The sequence below is a fragment of the Streptosporangium sp. CA-135522 genome, from assembly GCF_050949235.1.
GTDB lineage: Bacteria > Actinomycetota > Actinomycetes > Streptosporangiales > Streptosporangiaceae > Streptosporangium.
The window spans coordinates 8,121,221-8,139,981 of sequence record NZ_CP192026.1 but is presented as its reverse complement, the minus strand read 5'-3'; the positions used below and the strand labels follow the sequence as shown (position 1 = coordinate 8,139,981).

At 68.5% G+C, this 18,761-nt stretch carries 22 protein-coding genes, 1 tRNA gene and 2 pseudogenes; 8 read left to right on the top strand and 17 right to left on the bottom strand.

Features of this window, described 5'->3' with window-relative positions; translation table 11 throughout:
- Positions 1 to 15: 15 nt before the first annotated feature.
- Positions 16 to 644: pseudogene (locus ACQPYK_RS38420) on the top strand (IS3 family transposase); the annotation flags it as partial.
- Positions 645 to 694: 50 nt separating this feature from the next.
- On the opposite strand, the gene ACQPYK_RS38415 reads toward ACQPYK_RS38420, so the two are convergent.
- The 9 genes from ACQPYK_RS38415 to selD form a co-directional block, all read right to left on the bottom strand.
- Complete coding sequence (locus ACQPYK_RS38415; RefSeq protein ID WP_433242630.1) at positions 695 to 1,786, bottom strand: hypothetical protein; 1,092 nt, start codon at positions 1,784 to 1,786, stop codon at positions 695 to 697.
- A complete protein-coding gene (locus ACQPYK_RS38410; RefSeq protein WP_433242627.1) occupies positions 1,783 to 2,289 on the bottom strand; it encodes a SigE family RNA polymerase sigma factor in 507 nt (168 codons plus the stop codon). Before ACQPYK_RS38410 ends, ACQPYK_RS38415 begins: the two co-directional genes overlap by 4 nt.
- A gap of 69 nt (positions 2,290 to 2,358) precedes the next feature.
- Entirely contained in the window at positions 2,359 to 2,745 is a 387-nt protein-coding gene (locus tag ACQPYK_RS38405) for a MauE/DoxX family redox-associated membrane protein (RefSeq protein WP_433242624.1), read from the bottom strand.
- Positions 2,742 to 3,284 carry a hypothetical protein gene (locus ACQPYK_RS38400; RefSeq protein WP_433242621.1) on the bottom strand — a complete coding sequence of 181 codons (543 nt, stop codon included), beginning with the start codon at positions 3,282 to 3,284 and terminating at the stop codon, positions 2,742 to 2,744. Before ACQPYK_RS38400 ends, ACQPYK_RS38405 begins: the two co-directional genes overlap by 4 nt.
- An 18-nt stretch (positions 3,285 to 3,302) precedes the next feature.
- The gene (locus tag ACQPYK_RS38395; protein WP_433242618.1) at positions 3,303 to 3,473 is read right to left on the bottom strand and encodes a hypothetical protein; all 171 of its coding nucleotides are present in this window, start codon (positions 3,471 to 3,473) and stop codon (positions 3,303 to 3,305) included.
- A 9-nt stretch (positions 3,474 to 3,482) separates the two neighbouring features.
- Positions 3,483 to 3,986, bottom strand: coding sequence for a hypothetical protein (locus tag ACQPYK_RS38390; RefSeq protein WP_433242615.1), 504 nt, complete (start codon positions 3,984 to 3,986; stop codon positions 3,483 to 3,485).
- The gene (locus ACQPYK_RS38385; protein ID WP_433242612.1) at positions 3,983 to 4,489 is read right to left on the bottom strand and encodes a hypothetical protein; all 507 of its coding nucleotides are present in this window, start codon (positions 4,487 to 4,489) and stop codon (positions 3,983 to 3,985) included. Before ACQPYK_RS38385 ends, ACQPYK_RS38390 begins: the two co-directional genes overlap by 4 nt.
- 1 nt (position 4,490) lies before the next feature.
- A complete protein-coding gene (locus ACQPYK_RS38380) occupies positions 4,491 to 5,063 on the bottom strand; it encodes a hypothetical protein (RefSeq protein ID WP_433242609.1) in 573 nt (190 codons plus the stop codon).
- Between the two features lie 379 nt (positions 5,064 to 5,442).
- Positions 5,443 to 6,438, bottom strand: a complete 996-nt coding sequence (gene selD, locus ACQPYK_RS38375; protein ID WP_433242606.1) for a selenide, water dikinase SelD — start codon at positions 6,436 to 6,438, stop codon at positions 5,443 to 5,445.
- 18 nt (positions 6,439 to 6,456) lie between these two features.
- Here selD and ACQPYK_RS38370 point away from each other — a divergent pair.
- The 5 genes from ACQPYK_RS38370 to ACQPYK_RS38350 all read left to right on the top strand — a co-directional run bounded on the left by ACQPYK_RS38370 (position 6,457) and on the right by ACQPYK_RS38350 (position 10,591).
- Positions 6,457 to 6,550: transfer RNA gene (locus ACQPYK_RS38370), tRNA-Sec, on the top strand.
- Between the two features lie 46 nt (positions 6,551 to 6,596).
- A complete protein-coding gene (gene selA / locus ACQPYK_RS38365; protein WP_433242603.1) occupies positions 6,597 to 7,859 on the top strand; it encodes an L-seryl-tRNA(Sec) selenium transferase in 1,263 nt (420 codons plus the stop codon).
- Positions 7,850 to 9,583, top strand: coding sequence for a selenocysteine-specific translation elongation factor (gene selB / locus ACQPYK_RS38360; protein ID WP_433242600.1), 1,734 nt, complete (start codon positions 7,850 to 7,852; stop codon positions 9,581 to 9,583). Before selA ends, selB begins: the two co-directional genes overlap by 10 nt.
- A complete protein-coding gene (locus ACQPYK_RS38355) occupies positions 9,552 to 10,076 on the top strand; it encodes a rhodanese-like domain-containing protein (RefSeq protein WP_433242597.1) in 525 nt (174 codons plus the stop codon). Before selB ends, ACQPYK_RS38355 begins: the two co-directional genes overlap by 32 nt.
- Before the next feature lie 350 nt (positions 10,077 to 10,426).
- The gene (locus tag ACQPYK_RS38350) at positions 10,427 to 10,591 is read left to right on the top strand and encodes a hypothetical protein (protein ID WP_433242594.1); all 165 of its coding nucleotides are present in this window, start codon (positions 10,427 to 10,429) and stop codon (positions 10,589 to 10,591) included.
- Between the two features lie 21 nt (positions 10,592 to 10,612).
- Here ACQPYK_RS38350 and ACQPYK_RS38345 read toward each other — a convergent pair whose 3' ends face one another.
- Positions 10,613 to 12,391 carry a flavin monoamine oxidase family protein gene (locus ACQPYK_RS38345; RefSeq protein ID WP_433242591.1) on the bottom strand — a complete coding sequence of 593 codons (1,779 nt, stop codon included), beginning with the start codon at positions 12,389 to 12,391 and terminating at the stop codon, positions 10,613 to 10,615.
- 118 nt (positions 12,392 to 12,509) lie between these two features.
- On the opposite strand from ACQPYK_RS38345, the gene ACQPYK_RS38340 reads away from it, so the two are divergent.
- A complete protein-coding gene (locus ACQPYK_RS38340) occupies positions 12,510 to 13,016 on the top strand; it encodes a tyrosine-type recombinase/integrase (protein ID WP_433242588.1) in 507 nt (168 codons plus the stop codon).
- 641 nt (positions 13,017 to 13,657) lie between these two features.
- On the opposite strand, the gene ACQPYK_RS38335 is transcribed toward ACQPYK_RS38340, so the two are convergent.
- From ACQPYK_RS38335 to ACQPYK_RS38305, 7 genes and pseudogenes are all read right to left on the bottom strand, one after another.
- Complete coding sequence (locus tag ACQPYK_RS38335) at positions 13,658 to 14,650, bottom strand: AraC family transcriptional regulator ligand-binding domain-containing protein (protein ID WP_433242585.1); 993 nt, start codon at positions 14,648 to 14,650, stop codon at positions 13,658 to 13,660.
- A gap of 176 nt (positions 14,651 to 14,826) precedes the next feature.
- Positions 14,827 to 15,159 (bottom strand): hypothetical protein, encoded by a 333-nt coding sequence (locus tag ACQPYK_RS38330; protein ID WP_433242582.1) that lies wholly within the window; start codon positions 15,157 to 15,159, stop codon positions 14,827 to 14,829.
- Positions 15,156 to 15,881 (bottom strand): annotated as a pseudogene (locus tag ACQPYK_RS38325) (NAD(P)H-binding protein); the annotation flags it as partial. The pseudogene ACQPYK_RS38325 and the gene ACQPYK_RS38330, both read right to left, overlap by 4 nt.
- A gap of 57 nt (positions 15,882 to 15,938) precedes the next feature.
- Positions 15,939 to 16,919 (bottom strand): NADPH:quinone reductase, encoded by a 981-nt coding sequence (locus tag ACQPYK_RS38320; RefSeq protein ID WP_433242580.1) that lies wholly within the window; start codon positions 16,917 to 16,919, stop codon positions 15,939 to 15,941.
- Complete coding sequence (locus tag ACQPYK_RS38315) at positions 16,916 to 17,080, bottom strand: hypothetical protein (RefSeq protein WP_433242577.1); 165 nt, start codon at positions 17,078 to 17,080, stop codon at positions 16,916 to 16,918. The genes ACQPYK_RS38320 and ACQPYK_RS38315 overlap by 4 nt, the downstream gene beginning before the upstream one ends.
- Before the next feature lie 271 nt (positions 17,081 to 17,351).
- Positions 17,352 to 17,801: a class I SAM-dependent methyltransferase gene (locus ACQPYK_RS38310; protein ID WP_433242574.1), complete on the bottom strand. Its 450-nt coding sequence runs from the start codon at positions 17,799 to 17,801 to the stop codon at positions 17,352 to 17,354.
- Positions 17,770 to 17,949: a class I SAM-dependent methyltransferase gene (locus ACQPYK_RS38305; protein ID WP_433259038.1), complete on the bottom strand. Its 180-nt coding sequence runs from the start codon at positions 17,947 to 17,949 to the stop codon at positions 17,770 to 17,772. The genes ACQPYK_RS38310 and ACQPYK_RS38305 overlap by 32 nt, the downstream gene beginning before the upstream one ends.
- 374 nt (positions 17,950 to 18,323) lie before the next feature.
- On the opposite strand from ACQPYK_RS38305, the gene ACQPYK_RS38300 reads away from it, so the two are divergent.
- Positions 18,324 to 18,719 (top strand): MFS transporter, encoded by a 396-nt coding sequence (locus ACQPYK_RS38300; protein ID WP_433242571.1) that lies wholly within the window; start codon positions 18,324 to 18,326, stop codon positions 18,717 to 18,719.
- Positions 18,720 to 18,761 lie beyond the last annotated feature (42 nt).

Here is an 18,761-nt window from a genome sequence, read left to right as displayed (position 1 = left end):
CCGCCTGATCCTGTACCGCGTCAAGCGGCCCGTGCCGCAGCCGATGCCGAGCTCGCGAATCGGATCAGGAAGATCCACGCGGAGTTCGACGGTACCTACGGCAGCCCCCGCGTCACTGCCGAGTCGCGCCGGGACGGGGCCCGCGTTGACCACAGGCGGGTGGAGCGGGTGATGTGCGAGCACGGCGTCATCGGGCTCCACCTGCGTAAGAAGGTCCGCACCACCGTGCCGGAGCCGGCGGCGCAGAAGGTTCCCGACCTGATCAAGCGGGACTTCACCGCACCGGGGCCGGACCAGCGGTACGCCGGTGACATCACCTACCTCCCCCTGGCCGAGGGCCGGTTCCTGTACCTGGCCACGGTCATCGACCTGCATTCTCGGCGGCTGGTCGGCTGGTCGGCTGGTCGATCGCCGATCACATGCGCACCGGCCCGGTGACCGACGCGCTGCGCGCAGTCGCCGCCAGGCGAGACGCTCAGGGGGCCAGGTGCCGGCCCTCCGCCCGGGCCGCCCGCCTGGCCGTCTTCGCTTGGATCACCCGATACAACACCCGAAGGAGGCATTCGAGCCTGGGCTACCTCAGCCCGATCGACTACGAGCAGCAGCCCGGTAGGGCGCTGATCGCCGCAGGTCAACCAACCTGACGAGGTTTCCGTGTCCAACAGGTAGGTGAGGGAGTCCGGCCGAAAAGATGTTAGTGCCGGGCCGCTCCCGGAAGGACGATGGAAGCCAGGCCGGGGACCTCGAACAGCAGCCGGCGCCCGGATGGCGAAAGGGACTCCAGCTTCTGGTGTCCGTTCCTCTGGTCTTGGGGAACCTGGATGATCGCGAACCCGTCAGCCACTGGCCCGACCGGATATTGATCGGCTAGCAGCGGCATGCGAGCCACCCTCTTACCCGTGATGTCGAATTCCAGGACCGTCACGGCGTCCCCGGAGTGCGCCAGGGTGAAGATGCGCTCGCCACTCACCTGGATCCACAATCCGTGGTCGGCGTCGGCGAGGACCCCTGCCTCGGAGGCCAGGACCATGGTGCGCCCAGAGTCCGCGAGCTTGAGCGTCACCCGATCGAGTGGCGTCTTGCCGTACTGACTCTCGTCGAGGAGGAGCAGTTCACCCGAGGGCAGCACGCCGACCGGCTCCTGTCCCATGGACAGCTCGGGCTTGGTGATCCGACCGCTCCCGAGGTCCAGTTCCGCGTACGCGCTGACGTCCCCACTGGCGTGGTAACCAAGGATGAGCCGGCGGGAGTCCGCAGACCAGGCCCATGGGCTGTACGCGCTGTCCTCCCTGCCACCCGCTGGAGGCTGGAGTGTGTGCACCGTGCCCCCCAGTAGGTCCCTGACCTCGTATCCGCCGGTTGTGGGCTGTCCTAGCCAGCGCCCGTCGGGCGACAGCGTGATGTTGCCCGGGGGATTGACGGTCCGCTCTCCCAACACGTGCTGCTGGCCGTTCTGAAGCACCAGGAAGGTGGGGCAGGCGGACCGGCACGCCGTGTACACCATGGCACCCGGCCCGACGGAACCGGCGGAGGGCAGCCTCGGTGCGGTGGCGGGCGGTTTGATCACGTGCGTGGGTGACGCCAGGGTCGTCGCGACGTCGGGGGGTCCGGACAGACGTTGCTGGAGGCCGATGCCGCCGGCGATCACAAGGACGGCGGCCGACCCGGCGACCAGTGCCGCCTTCCCGGCTCTACGCCTTCGCAACACGCTGAGTGCTCTGCCCGCGTCGGCATAGTTGTGCGTGTCCTGGTCGAGTTGACGATAGGCGTCACCGAGGGGGTTCATGAGCGCACCTCCACTTCGAGCAGTTGGGGAGCCACCCGTCGTAGGCGCTTGAGCGCGTCGTGAGTGTGGCGCTTGACCGTCCCGACGGAGCAGCCCAGTTGCGCGGCGACCGCGCTCTCTGAAAGGTCCTCGTAGAACCTGAGATAAAGCACGATCCGCTGCTTCGCACCGAGGACGCCCAGCGCTCGCAGCAGTGCGACCTTCAGTTCCGTCTGGGCCGACTCATCCACGGGAGGCAGGGACTCGGGAAGGTCCGCGGTGGGGAAGAAGGCCAGCCGCCTGGGGCGTCGCCAGGTGCGCAGCTGGTTGAGCATGACCTTGCGTACGTAGGGCTCGGGGTCGCCCTCTTTCGTCAGCTTGCGCCATCGGGCCGCGACCTTGACCAGGGTCTCTTGCACCAGATCTTCGGCAAGGCCGTGGTCTCCCGTGAGCAGGAAGGCCGTACGCGACAGAGCCAGACCACGCGCGGCCACGAACTCGCCGAACCCCTCGTCGTCTGTCACCGGCCTGCCTTCCGTCGAGAACGCGTCATCTACAACACTCACGAACCCCCACAGAAGGTTGAGCCTGTTTCAGATTGCGGCGGCCCATAGCGTCAGGCCCATCAGCAGGACCAGGGCCGCCCTGGCCCATGTCCGGATCGACGCTTGCTCCTTCGAGCCGAAACACAGGCACGGCGCTTGCTCTCCTGCCACCAGGAGATATGTTTGCGCCGCGGTGAAGGACATACCCAGGCAGGTTCCCGCCACGCCCACGGCCAGCGCGGGTGCGGGAGAGAAGGCGGCGACGGCGGCGAGCGCCTCCACGGTTACCACCATGAAGGCGCTCATCTGACCGATCCGTCCGTGCAGCCCGAAGTTCGCCAGCCCGCCCTGGAAGGCGACGAAGTTGCGCGCCTTCCCAAGGACGGCCAGTGCCAGGATGACGCCCAGCATGAAACGGACAGCGATGACGATCATCCGATCACCAGCACCGCCACCACGGGCACCACGAGGATGACGAACAGGAGCTTCAGCCGCGGCAGGGTGAAATGGAACGCCGTATCCGCCGCCGTCTTGTTCCGCGCCGCGACGAAGGTCAGGAGCATCAGCGTCCTCCCTGCTGCGAAGCCGACGCCCGCCATGAGCGCCTCCTGCCACGAGGCCAGGAACACGATCGAGAGCGCCATGATGTGCGGCAGTCCCGTCGGAGAATACGTGCGCATTCCCGTGCCCATTTCGGCGCCGAATTGTACGGCCCCCCAGAACGGAATCCTGGTGACGAACTGCGGCACCAGCCGTGCGTTCTGGAGCAACGGGAAAGAGAGCACATCGAGTTCGCGAAGCAGGAAAACAACTGCCGCTATCGCGACCAGGATCTGCAGAACCATCAGAGGGAACGGAGCGCGAAGAAGAGAGCCGATGACCACGAAGGCGAATGTGGTGGCGGCCGCGCCTATGAACAACCCGGCGATGAAGCCGGCGATATCAGCACCCCGCCGGACCGACGAGGACAGCACCCAGGCGCTGTTGAGGCTTCAAACAGAGCCGGAGAGCGAGAAGCCCGCGACGAGCGCAGCCACCAGCCAGGTGAAGCCTCTGGTGTCGGCGCCCGCTAGGCCGAACGACAGGACCAGCGCCTCCGCCGCCGTGATCAGCGCCAGGCCAGGCACCAGCAGGCGGAAGGACGAGGCCGTGGAGTCGGTCATGGAGCTCAATCAGATCGCCGTGCGGCAGATGGAGAAGCGATAGACGTGGCCGCCGCCGCAGTCGTTGTACTCGTACCAGCCGTCCGAGCACATGCGGCGGAGGCTGGAGGTGCCGCCGCCGTACCACTTCCACGCGTTGTTACCGGCGCAGGAGCTGGGCTCGTGGGTGTAGCGGAAGTTGTAGCAGGTGCCGGAGCCGCCGTCGTTGCGATGCCACGAGCCCGAGCAGTTGCCCGAGTACAGCGCCGACGAGGGGACGCAGACCGAGGAGGCGTCCGCGTAGCCATGGCAGTCCCCCCACGCGGTGTAGGCGCCGGCCGTGGCGCTGCGCGGTTTCGACCAGGGCAGGAGGTCGAGGGCGCCGAGCCCGGTCGCCACCGCGGCTCCCGTGGCCATGCCCAGCACGCGCCGCCTGCTCCAGCCTTCCCGCTTGGCGCCCACTTGAGACGGGAGCGCCTGCTCGGGCATCTCGTGGGCGCTGGGGATCTGGTCGAGGATCGAGATCTGCTTCACAGCTGCATTTCCTTTCTGGTCGCTACCGCTCGCTCGACGATCTCCGCCAGCGCCTCTCCTGAGCCCACCGGGGAGGTGAAGCTCACCACACCCTGCTCGTCGACGACGAGCAGGGCCGGGGTGTACGGCACACCCGCCGCCCGCCAGAGCGCCGGATCCTTGATCACTCTGATGGTGTCCGGCAAGGGCTTGTCGAATCCCGGATCGTCCGACAGCACCGCGAACGACAGGTCCGATGGGAGTGTCGCAGCCAGCTTGGCGGCCGCGAGCAGGACGTCGTCGCAGATGGGGCAGCGACGGTTGACCTTGATGACCATCGACGTGCCGCCGGGGACGGCCAGGGCGCTCGCCTGCGTGTCGGGTCCTGCGGCCAGGCGCAGACCGACGCCGCTGTAGGTGGCGAGCTCCAGTTCACGCACCCGCCGGTAAAGCCCGGCGCTCGCTGCGAACAGCAGGCCGACGAGGATGGCCAGGACGATGACCACCGCCGTCAACGGGTCCACGTCAGGACTTCCACTCGACGCGCTTGACCTTGCTCAGGAAGTCGGCGGCTGTCTCCGGCGTACCCGCCGCCGCACGGGCCGACACGCCTTGCTGTCCCTGCTTCGGGGCGTCCCACGGGAACAGGGTCACCATGGCGGTGTCGGTGACCAGGAGGAACGGCGTTTCCTGGCCAGAGGGCGGAGCGGGCAGCCTCCATATCTCGCCCGAGGCGGCGCTGTATCCCCGCCACTTGGGGATCTTGTTGACCTCGGTGCGCTTGGCCTCCACCTTCATGGTGCCGACACCTGCGATCGTGGTCAGGTAGATCGCCGTGGAGAGATCGAAGCGCCGCCCCGCGTCGGCCGTCAGGCCCTCCGGAGTGTCGTTCCACGTCACGCGGCTGAACGTCTCGACGATGTCGGCCGACTCCCACTCGGGGTTGTAGAAGAGCGCGTGCGCCATGTGCCACGGCCCCAGCCAGGCGGCCCACCTGGCGTCGGCCGGGTCCTCGCAGTCGTAGACGACGACCTCTCCGCCGGCCAGCGAGAACCGCTCGCGCTCCCGTCCGCGGACCGAGGCCACCGCGGCGGTCAATGCCGACTTGTGGGCGATTTCGAGCCCCCAGGTTTCGGCGGTCGTATTCCGTCCTCCGTATTTCGGGGAGTAGCGGACGTGGCCGCCCCAGGGAGTCAGCGACCCCGCCTCCGCGTCGTCGACCTCGAGATGAAGGAAAGTGTTACCGACCGTCCGGACGGTAGAAACATGCCCCATTAAGACCCGGCCTTTCATGGCAACTTCTGGAGCTAGATCATTTCCGACGAATCTTCACATGATCGAATAGTTGGGGTCAAGGATCAAATATGTCGCATGACGCTCACCCACGGTGTTCTGGCGGACGGCTAGGTCGAAGTGATCTAAATAGGATCTTTCTCGACATGTTGGAATAAATCACGCACTATCAGTATTACGGTCATTACTTCGCGACCAGTATGTGTTCGCCACGAGGTACGAGTTCGCCTATCACGGGAAAGCCCGGTATCTCGCCGGCTACCAGCAGGCCGCCCGAGGTCTGCGCGTCGGCGAGGAGGAGCCGCTCGTTCTCCGACAGGTCGCCGAAGTCGCAGTGCGGGGCGATCCAGTCGAGGTTCCGGCGGGATCCGCCGCTGACGTATCCATCGCGGACGGCCTCCCGGGCTCCCTCCAGGTAGGGCACGGCGGCGCTGTCGACGACGGCGGTGACACCGCTCGCCCTGGCCAGCTTGTAGAGATGGCCGAAAAGGCCGAAACCCGTGACGTCGGTGGCGCAGCGCACCCCCGCGGCCAGCGCCATCCGGGAGGCGTCGCGGTTGAGCGTCGTCATCGCGGCGATCGCCTCGGGAAAGACCTCCCCGGTCGCCTTGTGCCGCGTGTTCAGCACCCCGATGCCGAGAGGTTTGGTCAAGGTGAGAGGGACTCCGGGCCGGCCCGCGTCCACGCGCAGCAGGCGGCCGGGATCGGCGAGGCCGGTGACGGCCAGCCCGTACTTGGGATGGGGGTCATCGATGCTGTGTCCTCCCGAGAGATGGCAGCCCGCCGCCTGCGTCATCGCGGATCCACCGCGCAGCACCTCGCGGGCGATCTCGAGGGGCAGGACGTCGCGAGGCCAGCCAAGCAGGTTCAGGGCCATGACGGGCTCGCCGCCGACGGCGTAGACGTCGGAGAGCGCGTTGGTCGCGGCGATCCGGCCGAAGTCGTACGGATCGTCGACGACAGGTGTGAAGAAATCCGTCGTCGTGACGATGGCCCGGGTGTCGCCGTCCACGTGGAGCACCGCGGCGTCGTCACCATGATCGACTCCTAGCAGTAGCCGGCCGATCAACGGAGCGGAGGATGGCGAGAGTCCAGCGACCAGATCCTCCAGCTCACCCGGAGGGATCTTGCAGCTACAGCCGCCTCCATTGCCGTATTGCGTGAGCCTGATGTTGTTCATGGGACTATGATCAACTACGGAGGCGTTTAGGCGTCTGGTGGCCCTCCTGGTCTTCAAAACCAGTGGCGCCGAGCATCTCGGCGCGGCGGGTTCGATTCCCGTCCGCCTCCGCTGATCACCGAGTCCGGGGATGGTCGCGAGTGGATCGACGGAGTTCTGTGCCGCGGACCGACGTCATGCTGGCCGACCACCGGCTGGCCGCCGCCCAGGAGACGCTCGGCCGTACCCTCGTTAAAGGCGCGGTCGCGAGCGCCCAGCAACGTGTCCGCGAAGGCCTCGCCGACCCCGGCGGCGCCGTGGACGCCGCGCTCGCCCTCCTACCGGCGACCGCCGGCGGCCTCAAGCACGTCGTCAACGCCACCGGTGTGCTCGTGCACACCAACCTGGGCCGGGCTCCGCTCTCACCCGCCGCCGTCGCGGCGGTCACCGCGGCCGCAGGCTATGCCGACGTCGAGTTCGACCTCGCCGGCGGCCAGCGGGCCAAACGTGGCCGTACGGCCCTCGCCGCGCTGGCGCATGCCGTCCCCGAGGCGCAGGCCGTCCATGTGGTCAACAACAACGCGGCGGCGCTGTCACTCGCGGCGACAGCGCTCGCGCAGGACAAGGAGATCGTGGTCAGCCGCGGCGAGCTGGTGGAGATCGGCGACGGCTTCCGCCTGCCCGAGCTGCTGGAATCCACCGGTGCCCGGCTCCGCGAGGTCGGCACCACGAACCGGACCGTCCTGCGCGATTATCTGGAGGCGTGCGGTACGGAAACCGGCTTCATCCTCAAGGTGCACCCGTCCAACTTCCGGATCGAGGGGTTCACCGCTGACGTTTCGATCGATGAGCTCGCAACCGCAGGGCCGCCGGTGGTCGCCGACATCGGCTCCGGATTGCTCCGGCCGGACCCGCTGCTCCCCGACGAGCCTGACGCGGCCGGCGCGCTGCGCCAAGGAGCGGCGCTGGTCACGGCCAGCGGTGACAAGCTGCTCGGCGGCCCCCAAGCGGGACTCCTGCTCGGCGACGCCGACCTCGTGGAGCGGTTGCGCAGGCACCCTCTCGCCCGCGCGCTCCGGGTGGACAAACTCACCCTGGCCGCGCTCGAGGCGACCCTACGCGGCCCGCGCCCGCCCTTGGACCGGTATCTGCACGTCGACGTCGGTGAGCTCACCGACCGTGCGAAGCGTCTCGCCCGCCGCTTGGGCAGACGCGCCGAGGTGGTGGCGACGATCGCGCGGGTGGGCGGCGGTGGCGCGCCAGGGGTGGCGCTGCCCAGCGCGGGCATCGCCGTGGACCAGGCGCTGGCCGTACGGCTGCGCTCCAACGACCCCCCCGTCGTCGGCCGGATCACCGGCGGGCGGCTGGTGCTCGACCTGCGCGCGGTGGAGCCAGGACAGGACGAAGTCATCGCCGCCGCGGTTGAACACGCGTGCACGTGATCGCCACCGCCGGGCACGTGGACCACGGCAAATCGACGCTGGTCCGGGCGCTGACCGGGATGGAGCCCGACCGCTGGGCCGAGGAACGCCGCCGCGGCATGACCATCGACCTTGGGTTCGCCTGGACCACGCTCCGATCGGGTGAACGGATCGCCTTCGTCGACGTCCCCGGGCACGAGCGGTTCGTCACCAACATGCTGGCCGGAGTAGGGCCGTGCCCGGCGGTGATGTTCGTCGTCGCGGCCGACGAAGGTTGGCAGGCCCAGTCGGCCGAGCACCTCGCCGCACTCGACGCCCTGGGCGTACGGCGCGGGCTGCTGGTCGTCACCCGAGCCGACCTCGCCGATCCGGAGCCCACTCTGAGGCAGGCTCGCGGCCGCCTCGAAGAGACGGGCCTGGCCGGCATCGACTCCGTCACCGTCAGCGGATTGACCAGGCAGGGATTACCCGAGCTGGAGGCCGCCCTGGCACGGCTCGTGGCCGCGCTTCCCGAAGCGGACACCAAGGACGCGGTTCGGTTGTGGATCGACAGGGTCTTCACCATCAAGGGAGCCGGAACCGTCGCCACCGGGACGCTGGCCGGAGGGACTCTCCGCGTCGGCGACGACCTGGACGTGGGCGGGCATCGGGTCAGGGTCCGCGCACTCCAGACACTCGGCGAGAAGGTGGAGCGGGTCTCCGCGACCGCCCGCGTCGCCGTCAACCTCCGGGGCGTCGACCGCGACGACCTGTCCCGCGGCATGGCCCTGCTGACCCCGGACGCCTGGATGCCGACCCAGGTCATCGACGTACGGCTGGACGCGGGCATGATCAACCGAGGCGACGCGGTCCTCCACCTCGGCTCAGCGGCCGTTCCCGTCAAGGTCCGTTTCCTGGGCACCGGCACCGCCAGACTCACGCTCAGCCGTCCCCTGCCGCTCAGGACGGGCGATAGGGGCCTGCTCCGCGACCCTGGCCGGCGGGAGATCGTCGCCGGACTCCGCGTGCTGGACATCCGACCCGCTCCGCTGCGGCGCCGGGGCGCCGCGGCCGCTAGGGCGGCCGCGCTCGACGAGGTGGACCTGCCCGATTCGGCGACCCTGCTGCGCTGGTACGGCCTGCTGAAAGGAGCGGAGCTGACCGCGATGGGCTGCTCACCCGGCGGCACCCCCGTGGTCGGTGACTGGTTCGCCGATCCAGACCATTGGTCGGCCCTGGGACTGCGGCTCAAGGATCAGGTGTCGCGGCGACCCCCGCTCGATCCGGGCATCACCGTGGACGCCGCCGCCCAGCTGCTCGGCCTGCCCGATCGCCGGCTCGCCGAAGCGCTCGTCACGCCGCCGCTGGTGATCGAGGCAGGACGGATCCTGCCCGCCGGTAGGTCCCTGCCTCCCTCGATCGCCAAGGCGGTCGCGGAGCTGGCCGCCGACCTCGCCGCGCGCCGCTTCGACGCCCCCACCGCCGAGCGCCTGGCCGAGCTCGGCCTGACCGGCAAGGCGCTGGCGGCCGCGCTTCGCTCGGGCGCGTTGACGTCGATCGGCAAGAACGTCGTCCTGCTGCCCGACGCGCTGGACAGGGCGGCCGACACACTGGCCCGGCTGCCGTCCCCTTTCACCGTCAGCGATGCGCGGATCGCCCTGGCCACCAGCCGCCGCGTCGCCGTACCACTCCTGGAGTGCCTCGATGCCCGTGGAATCACTCGGCGTACCGACAATGAACTGCGAGTATGCCGCCCCCGCGACTGATGTCGACCGGCTGCTGGAACAGGCTCGCGCCGGACTCCATCGCCTGCCGCCTGCCGAGGCGTGGGCGGCGGTCGGTCGCGGCGCACTGATCGTCGACACCCGCCCCGAGTTCCAGCGCCGGGACGCGGGGGAGATACCCGGAGCCGTCATCGTCGAGCGCAACCATCTGGAGTGGCGGCTTGACCCCACATGCGGGTCCCGCATTCCCGAGGCCACCTCCCACGAGATCATGTGGATCGTGATCTGCGCCGAGGGATACTCCTCCTCGCTGGCCGCCGCGGTGCTGCGACACCTCGGATTGCTCAACGCCACCGACGTCATCGGCGGATTCGACGCATGGATGAAGGCCGGTCTGCCCGTGGTGCATCCCGCTCAGCCCACGGTGCCGCGCGGCCCGAGAGCCGCACCACCGGACATCTCTACCGCGCCACCGGCTGGCACATCGGTAGGGGCGATCACGCGCAGAGCAACAGCGAGCGGCACATCGCGATAGCAGACGGCATTGATCAAGCGGGATTTTTAATCCGTAGGTTCCGGCTTCGAATCTCGGACGCAACCCTCACCAGACACGGACGTTCGAACCCGCCGAGACAGGACTGGGGTTCCATCTTCGAAACTCTGGTGGAGTGAGGAGCCAGCCAGGCCCCGTGGGAACGCATCGGGAATGATCAACCGTAGGGAACCGGTGGCGGCCGTACACCACCGCACACAGCAAGAGAGCCCCTGACCGGCATACCCACTGGTCAGGGGCTCTCTCCTGCTGCTCATGCGAAGCGCGCCCTGCAGTGTGCCGGTTCAGGGCATAGGAAACCCATGTCGCAGGGCATGGGAAACCCCAGTGGAGTGCGTCTCGAGACAGAGGAAACTGTCGCGATCAAGAGCCTGGACGTTGTGTCCAAGGCCAGAGTCGTCATCACCGGAGAACTCCTCCGCGAACTGATCCTCGACCCCACCCGCGACTACCAACTCCAGAACATGAGAAAACCCCCGAACCCGTTCGACGCGTGACTCCTTCGCCGCCTGGTCGGCCTACGGGCCGAGGTAGACGTTCGGCGAGAGCCACGCCGGACGCGGCAGGTTGAAGTGCTCCTCGAGCATCAGCTCGGCCTGGGTGAGCGCGCCGTAGACCCAGCCCTGCCCGGTCGACCACGCCGATCCGCAGATGTAGACGTTGGCGTCGTGGATCGGGCGGCGCATCCGTGGCATGATCTCCCAGCTCTTCGCCCCCAGCTGCCAGAAGTGGTAGGCCACACCGTACGGGTCCTGCACCCAGTTCTGGAAGTAGGCCGCTGTCGGGTCGGGGATGCGGGCGCGGCGGCCGTGCAGCTCGCGCAGCTGGCGTTGCGCCTCGTCGACCAGTGTCCCCGGCGCCGAGGCATCCATCGGCCGCGGCGGCCGGGTCACCGCCACCGGGGCGAGGCGTTTCGGCCGCGTGAGCAGCTCGTTCCAGAACTCGACGTCGCTGAGGTCGTTGTAGGAGGCCAGCAGCAGGGCGTTGCGGTTGGCGCGGTCGGCCCCGGGCTGGTTCCCCTCGACTCCCCAGTAGTAGGTCTGACGCAGCGGAAGGTCGCTCACCGAGCGACCGGCGTCCAGACCTAGATCCTCCCACCACGGCCGGTCGTAGGCGAGGAAGAGCTTCGAGGCCGGCCTCGTGACGATCGAGCCGAGGTCGGACAGGAGCTGGCTACTGGAGAAGAGGAAGGTGTCCGGGTCCAGCAGCTCGATCGAGCGTTGGGGCATCGCCAGGATGACGTGGCGCGCCCGCACCCTGAGCGGCCGGCCCTCGGGCCACACGGTGAGGGCGAGGGCCAGCACCTCCTCGCCGTCGACCGTCTCCCGGTCGATCCGGCGCACCTGGTGGTGGAGGTGGACGCTCCCGCCCCCCGCCACGAACCGCCGGACGAGCTCCTCGGGCATCGTCTGGTAGCCGTCGCGCAGGAGCAGGTACTGCGGCGGTGGGGAGCCGACGAAGTCCGCCACCGACGCCTCCATCGCCTCGGCGCTGTTGACGTTGGACACCACCGACCCGTAGCCGAAGCCGTCGCGGAGGAACGACCACCCCTCTTGCCCGATCGCATCGAGCAGCAGGTTCCAGAACCCGATGTCGTACAGGCGCCGGCCCTCGGCCGACGCCGTCGGCTTGATCCTGTCCCACGCCCGGTGGTTCATCTGGGCGGCGTCGGGGACGAAGCGCTGGATGATCGACAGGAGCGCGTCGTCCGGCGTCGTGCCCCGGATCGCGGCCGGCAGGTCGTAGGGCACGACCCTCGGATCGGTGAACTGCCTCATGGTGAAGCGGCGCTGACGCAGGTAGACGAGGTTCTGCGGCTCGTCGACCGGGAAGGGGGCCGTCGGCAACCCGAGATGTCTCACCAGGTCGGCCACGACCGGCTGGTTGCTCAGGTAGCGCATCCCGCCGAGCTCGGCGTGCAGATGTGGCATGCCAGGTGGCGTCACCGAGAAGAGGCGGCCACCGACGCGCTCGCTGCTCTCGAACAGGCGCACCACGAGCCGGCCACCGCGACGCCGCCGCCGTAGCCTCATCAGCACGCCGCTGCGCCCGGCTTCCGGGCCGAGCAGCCGCCAGCTCGCGTACGCCCCGGATACCCCGGCGCCGATGACGGCGACGTCGATCACGTCGTCCCTGGCGGGCGCCGAGGCGGCCCGCGCCGTGGCACCCCGCGTTCCCTCGACGATGGCGGCAGTACCGACCGCCGCGCCCCCCTTGAGCAGGTCGCGCCGCGTGGGTCCGCTCCTCGCCGACGGCCTTTCGGCTTGGATGTCCTTGCTGTGGCTGTGGACGCTCACGTAACTCCCCCGGCGTGCTTACACCTGTTCCACAAAGTGGGGGTTGTGGTGATGTTCCATCTGATGGCCCTTCTTGTCGAGGCGACACCCCGACCGGGTCGTTTTGCGTGCAGATGGCATGGCTCGGACAGCAACACCTGGTGACCGGCTAGGGGAGATGCCACCGTGGCCTTCTGGAGGTTTCTCTAAGACGCGTCGTCGACCCCTTAGGGGGAAGCGGACCATCGCCGTTCCGCCTCCTCTGGTCGTCCTTCCGGGGCTCCACAGGCAGGCGCAGAAGATCGAGTGGGGGGCGGCGGGGGAGAAGTGGCAGGACTGGGATCTCGTGTGGTGCATGCCGGACGGGAGCCCCATCGACGCCAAGGACGACTGGGACGAGTGGAAGGGGCTCTTGAAGCTCGCCGAGATCGACAAGGACGCCCGGGTTCACGACGCGCGCCACACGGCCGCCACGCTGCTCCTGGAGCAAGGGGTGGACATCCGGGTCGTTCAGGTGATCCTCGGCCACTCCCAGCTCACCACGACCAAGCGCTATACGCACGTCACGGAGATCCTCGCCAGTGAGGCGGCGCTGTGGAGGGGACGATCGTGGCTTTGGGGTTCGGCTTCCCGAATGGCCAAGTGACGACCTACAACGCGCTTGATGAAAACGGCATGGAGTTCGCTCCTCCTGGCGACCGATACGTGCGGTACAAGCTCGGAACATCTGAGCCGTAGGTCCCCAAATGCCGTCCAAGGCCGTTCAGACCAGTTCACCACGCAGGTCGTCGACGATCCGGCTGTTCAGATCAGTCCAGCTCACTCCGAGGTCGTACGGCCCGTCGGCTTCCAGAATCGAAGCGCCGACGGTTTTACGGCTCGTGACCGTTTCTACGGTGACAGCGCCTCTAATCCGGCACGTGGCATGTTTACGATTCCCCCGCCGCCATGATCATCTCACGTATATCGCACGTCACGGCAGAGGCGGCCGAAGGCCCATCCAGCGGTCGATCAGCGTCCGCACCAGCCCCTCGCCAGTCGATCAGTGATCAGTTCCATGGGAGCGAGGAGGTTCTTATCGGCCGGTCCGCCCGCAACCGGCTTCGTCGCAGAACAGCCGCCGCGCCCACGCGAGATCGGCGCATGCGCGCTGCGACCTTGGCCACCTCGACCTGGCACGCGACCACACCGAACAGGCTCTGGACCTCTATATCTACACCGGCCTCGGCGTACCGGAGGCTGACGACGTCCGCGCGTCGCTGCTGACGCTCGGCTGAGCTCCCCTGATCAGGCCGGTGCCTGGCGGAGAGTGTGCGGTGGGTGGCCGTGCCAGCGGTGTACGGCGCGCCGCATGGCTCGCACGTCGCTGTAGCCGAGCCGGGCGGCGATCGCCTGCATGGGCAGGTCGGTGTCGCGGATCAGTTTGAGCGCTTGCGCCTGCCGTACCGTCTCGATCTCCTCGCGCCAGCTGGTGCCGTGCTCGCCGAGCCGGCGTTGCAGGGTGCGCGGGCTGATCGCGAGTCGCTGGGCGACCCGGTCCAGGGTGGGCGCGCAGTCTTCGGCGAGGGTGGTGTCGAGGGCCAGGCGGAAGGTGCCCAGCCAGTCCAGGATCGGCTTGGAAGCGGCCAGGACCTGGTCGGCGTGGCGTACCAGCACGTGCTCGATGCCCGGCTGGGACATCGGCAGCGGTGCGCGGGCGTCGTCGTCGAGGAATGTGAGGGAGTTGCAGGGCGCGTCGTAGTCGATGCTGGTGGTGCCGAACGCCTCGACCAGGTAGGTGTGTGCCCGTGGAGGACGGTGCCGGAAGGTGACCCGGGCCGGGACGATCGGCCGTCCGGTGGCCTCCCGCGCCCGTCTGAGCCACAACATCTGCGCGAAGATCTCGATGGCCTCGACCACGTCGGGTACGGCGGGGCCGGTGTGGTGCCGGATGACGAACAGCCGGCCGTCCTCGATCGTTTCGATCCGCTCGGTGCTTGGGTCGCCGAGCAGTTCGAGGTAGCCGAGAGCGCGGCTGGCGCTGGCGATGAGGTTCGGGCCGGTGGTGAACAGGTAGTCCCACACGCCGTAGGTCCCCAGCGGGGCGAGCGCGGCGGCGTTGACGCCGACGGCGGTGCCGAGCTCGTGAGTGACGAGTTGCTCCCACAGGGAGACCAGCGTGGGAGTGGAGGGTCGGGCCAGATCGTCGGCGAGCACGTCGGGCTGGAGGTCGGGCAGGTGGACGAAGCCGGCAGGGTCCATCCCCGCATGTGACAGCGTCCGCAGCAACATGCGTGCCATTCCGACCGAATTGGACCCTTCGTTCACAGGGGAAGTCTAGGGGCTGGCCTCTCTTTCGATGGCTTTGAGCTGCTGCACGGTCTCGAGGTCGGCGGGCGGGAGCGTCTCCAGGTCGAGTGACCTGACGCGTGGCGGCCGACACCCCTTCCCGTCACCATCCTTCATGCTCGGCGTATCTATGCGCCACCGCCGAGGCGCACGGGATGTTGCTGAGATACATGGGCGTCCTTCATCGAGATCCAGAGGGTGACGGCGACGCAGAGCCCCTGGAGTGGAACGCGCAACCACAACGGGGTGACCTCGCCGCCGTTGTAGGGCACGTCTGCGACGACGGCGTAGACGTTGGCCGGGAGCAACAGCAGGTAGAGCAACGCCAGATGCGCGCTCGCGGTGACCGGCGGCATGATGGCCATGGCATGGGCGGTACCGCCTCGCCACGTGGCGAGGCGGGTGACCCCGAGTGCCCTGGAAAGCAGCAGGGCACTCACCAGGACGACGAAGGCGGTCATGAGACGAGATGTCTGGAATGATCGCGGGCGAACTCGGCGAACGAACGCGCCGGGCGGCCGACGACCCCGGCGAAGTCGGGCGCGGTGTAGTCGCCCCAGCCGGACGCGTAGGCCCTGCCGTACTCCACACTGACCGCGGCGACCCACTCCGGCAGGCCAAAGTCGATCATTGTGGCGTAGGCCTGCTCGTCAGTGACGGGCTGGTAGGTGGCACCCACCGTGGCGGCCACCTCGTCCAGGGAGACACTCTGCGGCCCGGTGATGGTGTAGGTACGGCCGGCGTGCGGCTTCGGGTCCGTCAGCACAGTGGCGGCGAAGTCGGCGAAGTCGGCGAAGTCGGCGATGTCGCGCACGTCGATCATGCCGAGCCGGCCGTGACCGAGCCCGGCGTACATGGTGCCGCCGCTGACCGAACCGAGCAGGTTCTGCATGAAGAAGCCAGGCTTGACGATCGTCCAGTCCAGGCCTGACTCGCGCAGTTCGTGGTCGGACAGTGCGTGCAGACGGCCATTACGAGTGGGCGCGTCGTGGGCCGCGCCGATGGCTGACATGCGGACGACGTGCTTGATCCCGGCCTGCTTGGCGGCGTGGACGGCGTTCATGCTGGCATGCGGAGCCTGCGGGCCCATGGCGGTGAGCAGCCACAGCGTGTCGACCCCGGCGAAGGCCTCCGCCAGTGAGGAGGGCTCATCCAGATCGCCGATCACGACGTCGACATCGGAGGGCGCCGGAGACGTTGCCGCTGGCGCCTGTGATCAAGATGGTCATGGAATGCTCCTTCAGAGATGGATGACGACCCGGCCGGTGGCAGCGGCGCGTTCGGTGAGGTCGTGGGCCTCGGCGATGTCGTCGAGGGCGAAGCGGCCGGCGATCGGGTAGCGCAGGTCGCCCTGGAGCAGGGCGGCGGTGAGTTCGGCGGCCGCGGCCCGGTTGGCTTCCTCGGGGAAGTCGTCGTTGCTGAGGAAGCGCACGGTGATGTTCTTGAAGCCCAGGGGCCAGTACGGCACGGCCGGGTTGGCGTCGTCGGTGGCGTAGGTGGCGATGGTCCCGCCGTAGCGCAGGATCTCCAGGTCGGTGTCGATGTTGGCGCCGAAGGCCAGCTCGGCCACCCGATCGACTCCGCTGGGGGCGATCTGGAGAATACGTTTGGCCACCTCGCCTTCGGAGACGTCGATCGCGTGGTGGGCTCCGGCCTCCAGCGCCTGCTCGACGTAGGCCGCCTGCCGTACTGTGGCGATCACGAGTGCACCTCCGCGGCGCGCGACTGCGACAGCGGTGCGGCCTACGGCGCCCAGCGCGCCGGTCACCACGATCGTCTGCCCGGTCACCGGCCCGTCACCGACGATCGCACGGTGAGCAGTGATGCCGGGGATGCCCAGCCCGGCGGCCTGTTCGAATTCGACAGGCTCGGGCAGAGGTACGGCATGCGCCGCAGGCACGACGGTGTACTCGGCGGCGGTGCCGAAGGGCCGGTAGGACTGGGCCAGATACACCCACACCCGCTCGCCGAGCCGTACCGGATCCACCCCGACGCCGACCGCGTCGATCACGCCCGTGCCGTCGCCGTGTGGGATCACCCGGGGAAAGGCCATGGTGGAGCCCCACCAGCCGCGCCGCTTGCCCAGATCGCCCACGTGGACGCCGGAGACGGCCACCTTGATCCGCACCTCGCCGGACCCGGGCTCCGGGATCGGCATCTCGCCGACGGTCAGCACCTCGGCGGCCGGGCCCTGCCGCTCGTACCAGGCCGCGCGCATCATGCGCGCGCCTTGGGCGAGGAGTCGGGCGAGGAGTCGGGCAGGGGCCGCCGGCGGCGATGCAGTCCTCGGTATGGTTGTCGCTCGCGACCGGCGTCGGCGCTCTCCGACTCGGCGGCTTGCTGGGCTGAGGCCCTGGCGAGCATGGTTTCGATGGTCATCATGATCCCTTTGTGATGTTTTCAGGGGCTGCACTCGAAGGTATGGCTGGGGCGGGGTCTGTTGAGGGGCGTGTGGCCGCCACGATGGGGGCAATTCGCGTCATCGGCGCCATCCGGTCGGCTCCGGGCTGGAGCCGATCATGTGAGGCTCCCTGGATGACCCTCCTGACGGGCACGGAGCGGGCGCGATGGGAGAACCCCGTGCGGACGCACACGGCACTCTCCGCCGGAGGCGATGGTTTCCACGAGGCGGGATGGAGCTCGCAGATTGCGATCAAGGACGTTTTAGCTTTACAGCGAGGAAGGATGGCGCTTGGCGAAGCCTGTTGTAGGCGGCTTCGTCGATCTCCCGGAGGTCGGCCGTGGGGCGCGGTTCGATCAGTTGCTCCAGCACGAACCCTGCGGCCAATAGCTCGCCCAGGAAGGTCTCCGATGGCAGGCGCTGGTAGTGGATCGAGAGCTTGCTGTCTCCGAGGGGCAGGTCTCTCCAGTCGTGGCTGAAGTACGAGCCTCCGAAGTGGCGCCAGTCGGCTGTGGGATGGGTGGTCGACGCCAGGATCCATCCACCTGGCCGCAGGACACGGCGTAGTTCACCCAGCAGTTGCACGCGGTTCCTGACGTGCTCGTACACGAGGGCGCAGACCACCCCGTCGAAGGATGCGTCAGCGGCGAAACCGAGTGGCTCTTCGAGATCATGGAGAAGTGGCTCGGCATGGCCGTTCACGCGTGCGCGCGTGGCGCAGTAGGGTGGCGCTGCCTTCGATTCCGACCATCTGGGCACCGCGGGCCGAGAGCGCGGCCGCGTAGTGGCCTGCTCCACATCCGACATCCAGGATTCCAGCCCCGGAGACATTGCCTGCGAGTTGAAGCATTGCGGGTCTGTCGGTGTAGGCGTTGTAGGGGCTCGTCTCCGCATGTTCGGCGAAGTGATCGCCGAGTGCGTCATGGTAAGCGGTCGCCTTGTGCATCGGGACGTCATGGCGCGGCCGCAAGTTCGTCGCCATTGAGTTCCAGCTGAGACGGTGGATGCGTCCCGGGCACCGTTGCGAGTTTCTCCGCAGGCCCCGTGGCGGAGTGGCCTTCGCGGCGGTGCGGCGCTCGTTCGGTGAGTTCGGAAGCCGGAGGTTCGGCACGGCCAGCCGCGCCACCAGGTGCCCACGGCCTTGCTCGGCGGCTCGCAGTCGTTCTCACACACGATCACCACCTGTTGCTCGCACTCGGCGCAGAAGCGGCGATCAGGTAGGCCATGGCGGCACGCGCGGCCGCCGAGCAGGTCCCGAATGGCGCGGGCGGCGAGGGGCTCGTCGTCTCGGCCTGCTCGACCGTCGCCGCGACGGTGGCGGGCAGGCTGTCGAGCCACGTCCCGGTCAAGTGGCTCATCGGCCCGGGCCTCGTCCTGGTGGGCGCCGGCCTGCCGCTGACGACGGGACTGGACGCCGGATCGGACTGGACGCACCTCGTCCCCGGATTCATCGTCGCAGGCATCGGCAGCGGCATGGTCAAACCGCTGCTGGCCTCGACTGCGGTGGGCGTCGTACCGGTCCACCGCTTCGGCATGGCCTCCGGTGTGAACCGGACCTTCCGGCAGGTCGGCATCGCCTGTACTGCTCGATGTTCTCGTCGTCGCTGCACTCCGACCTGAGGGACCGGCTCGGCTCCACTCCGGAACTGCGCGGCTATACCG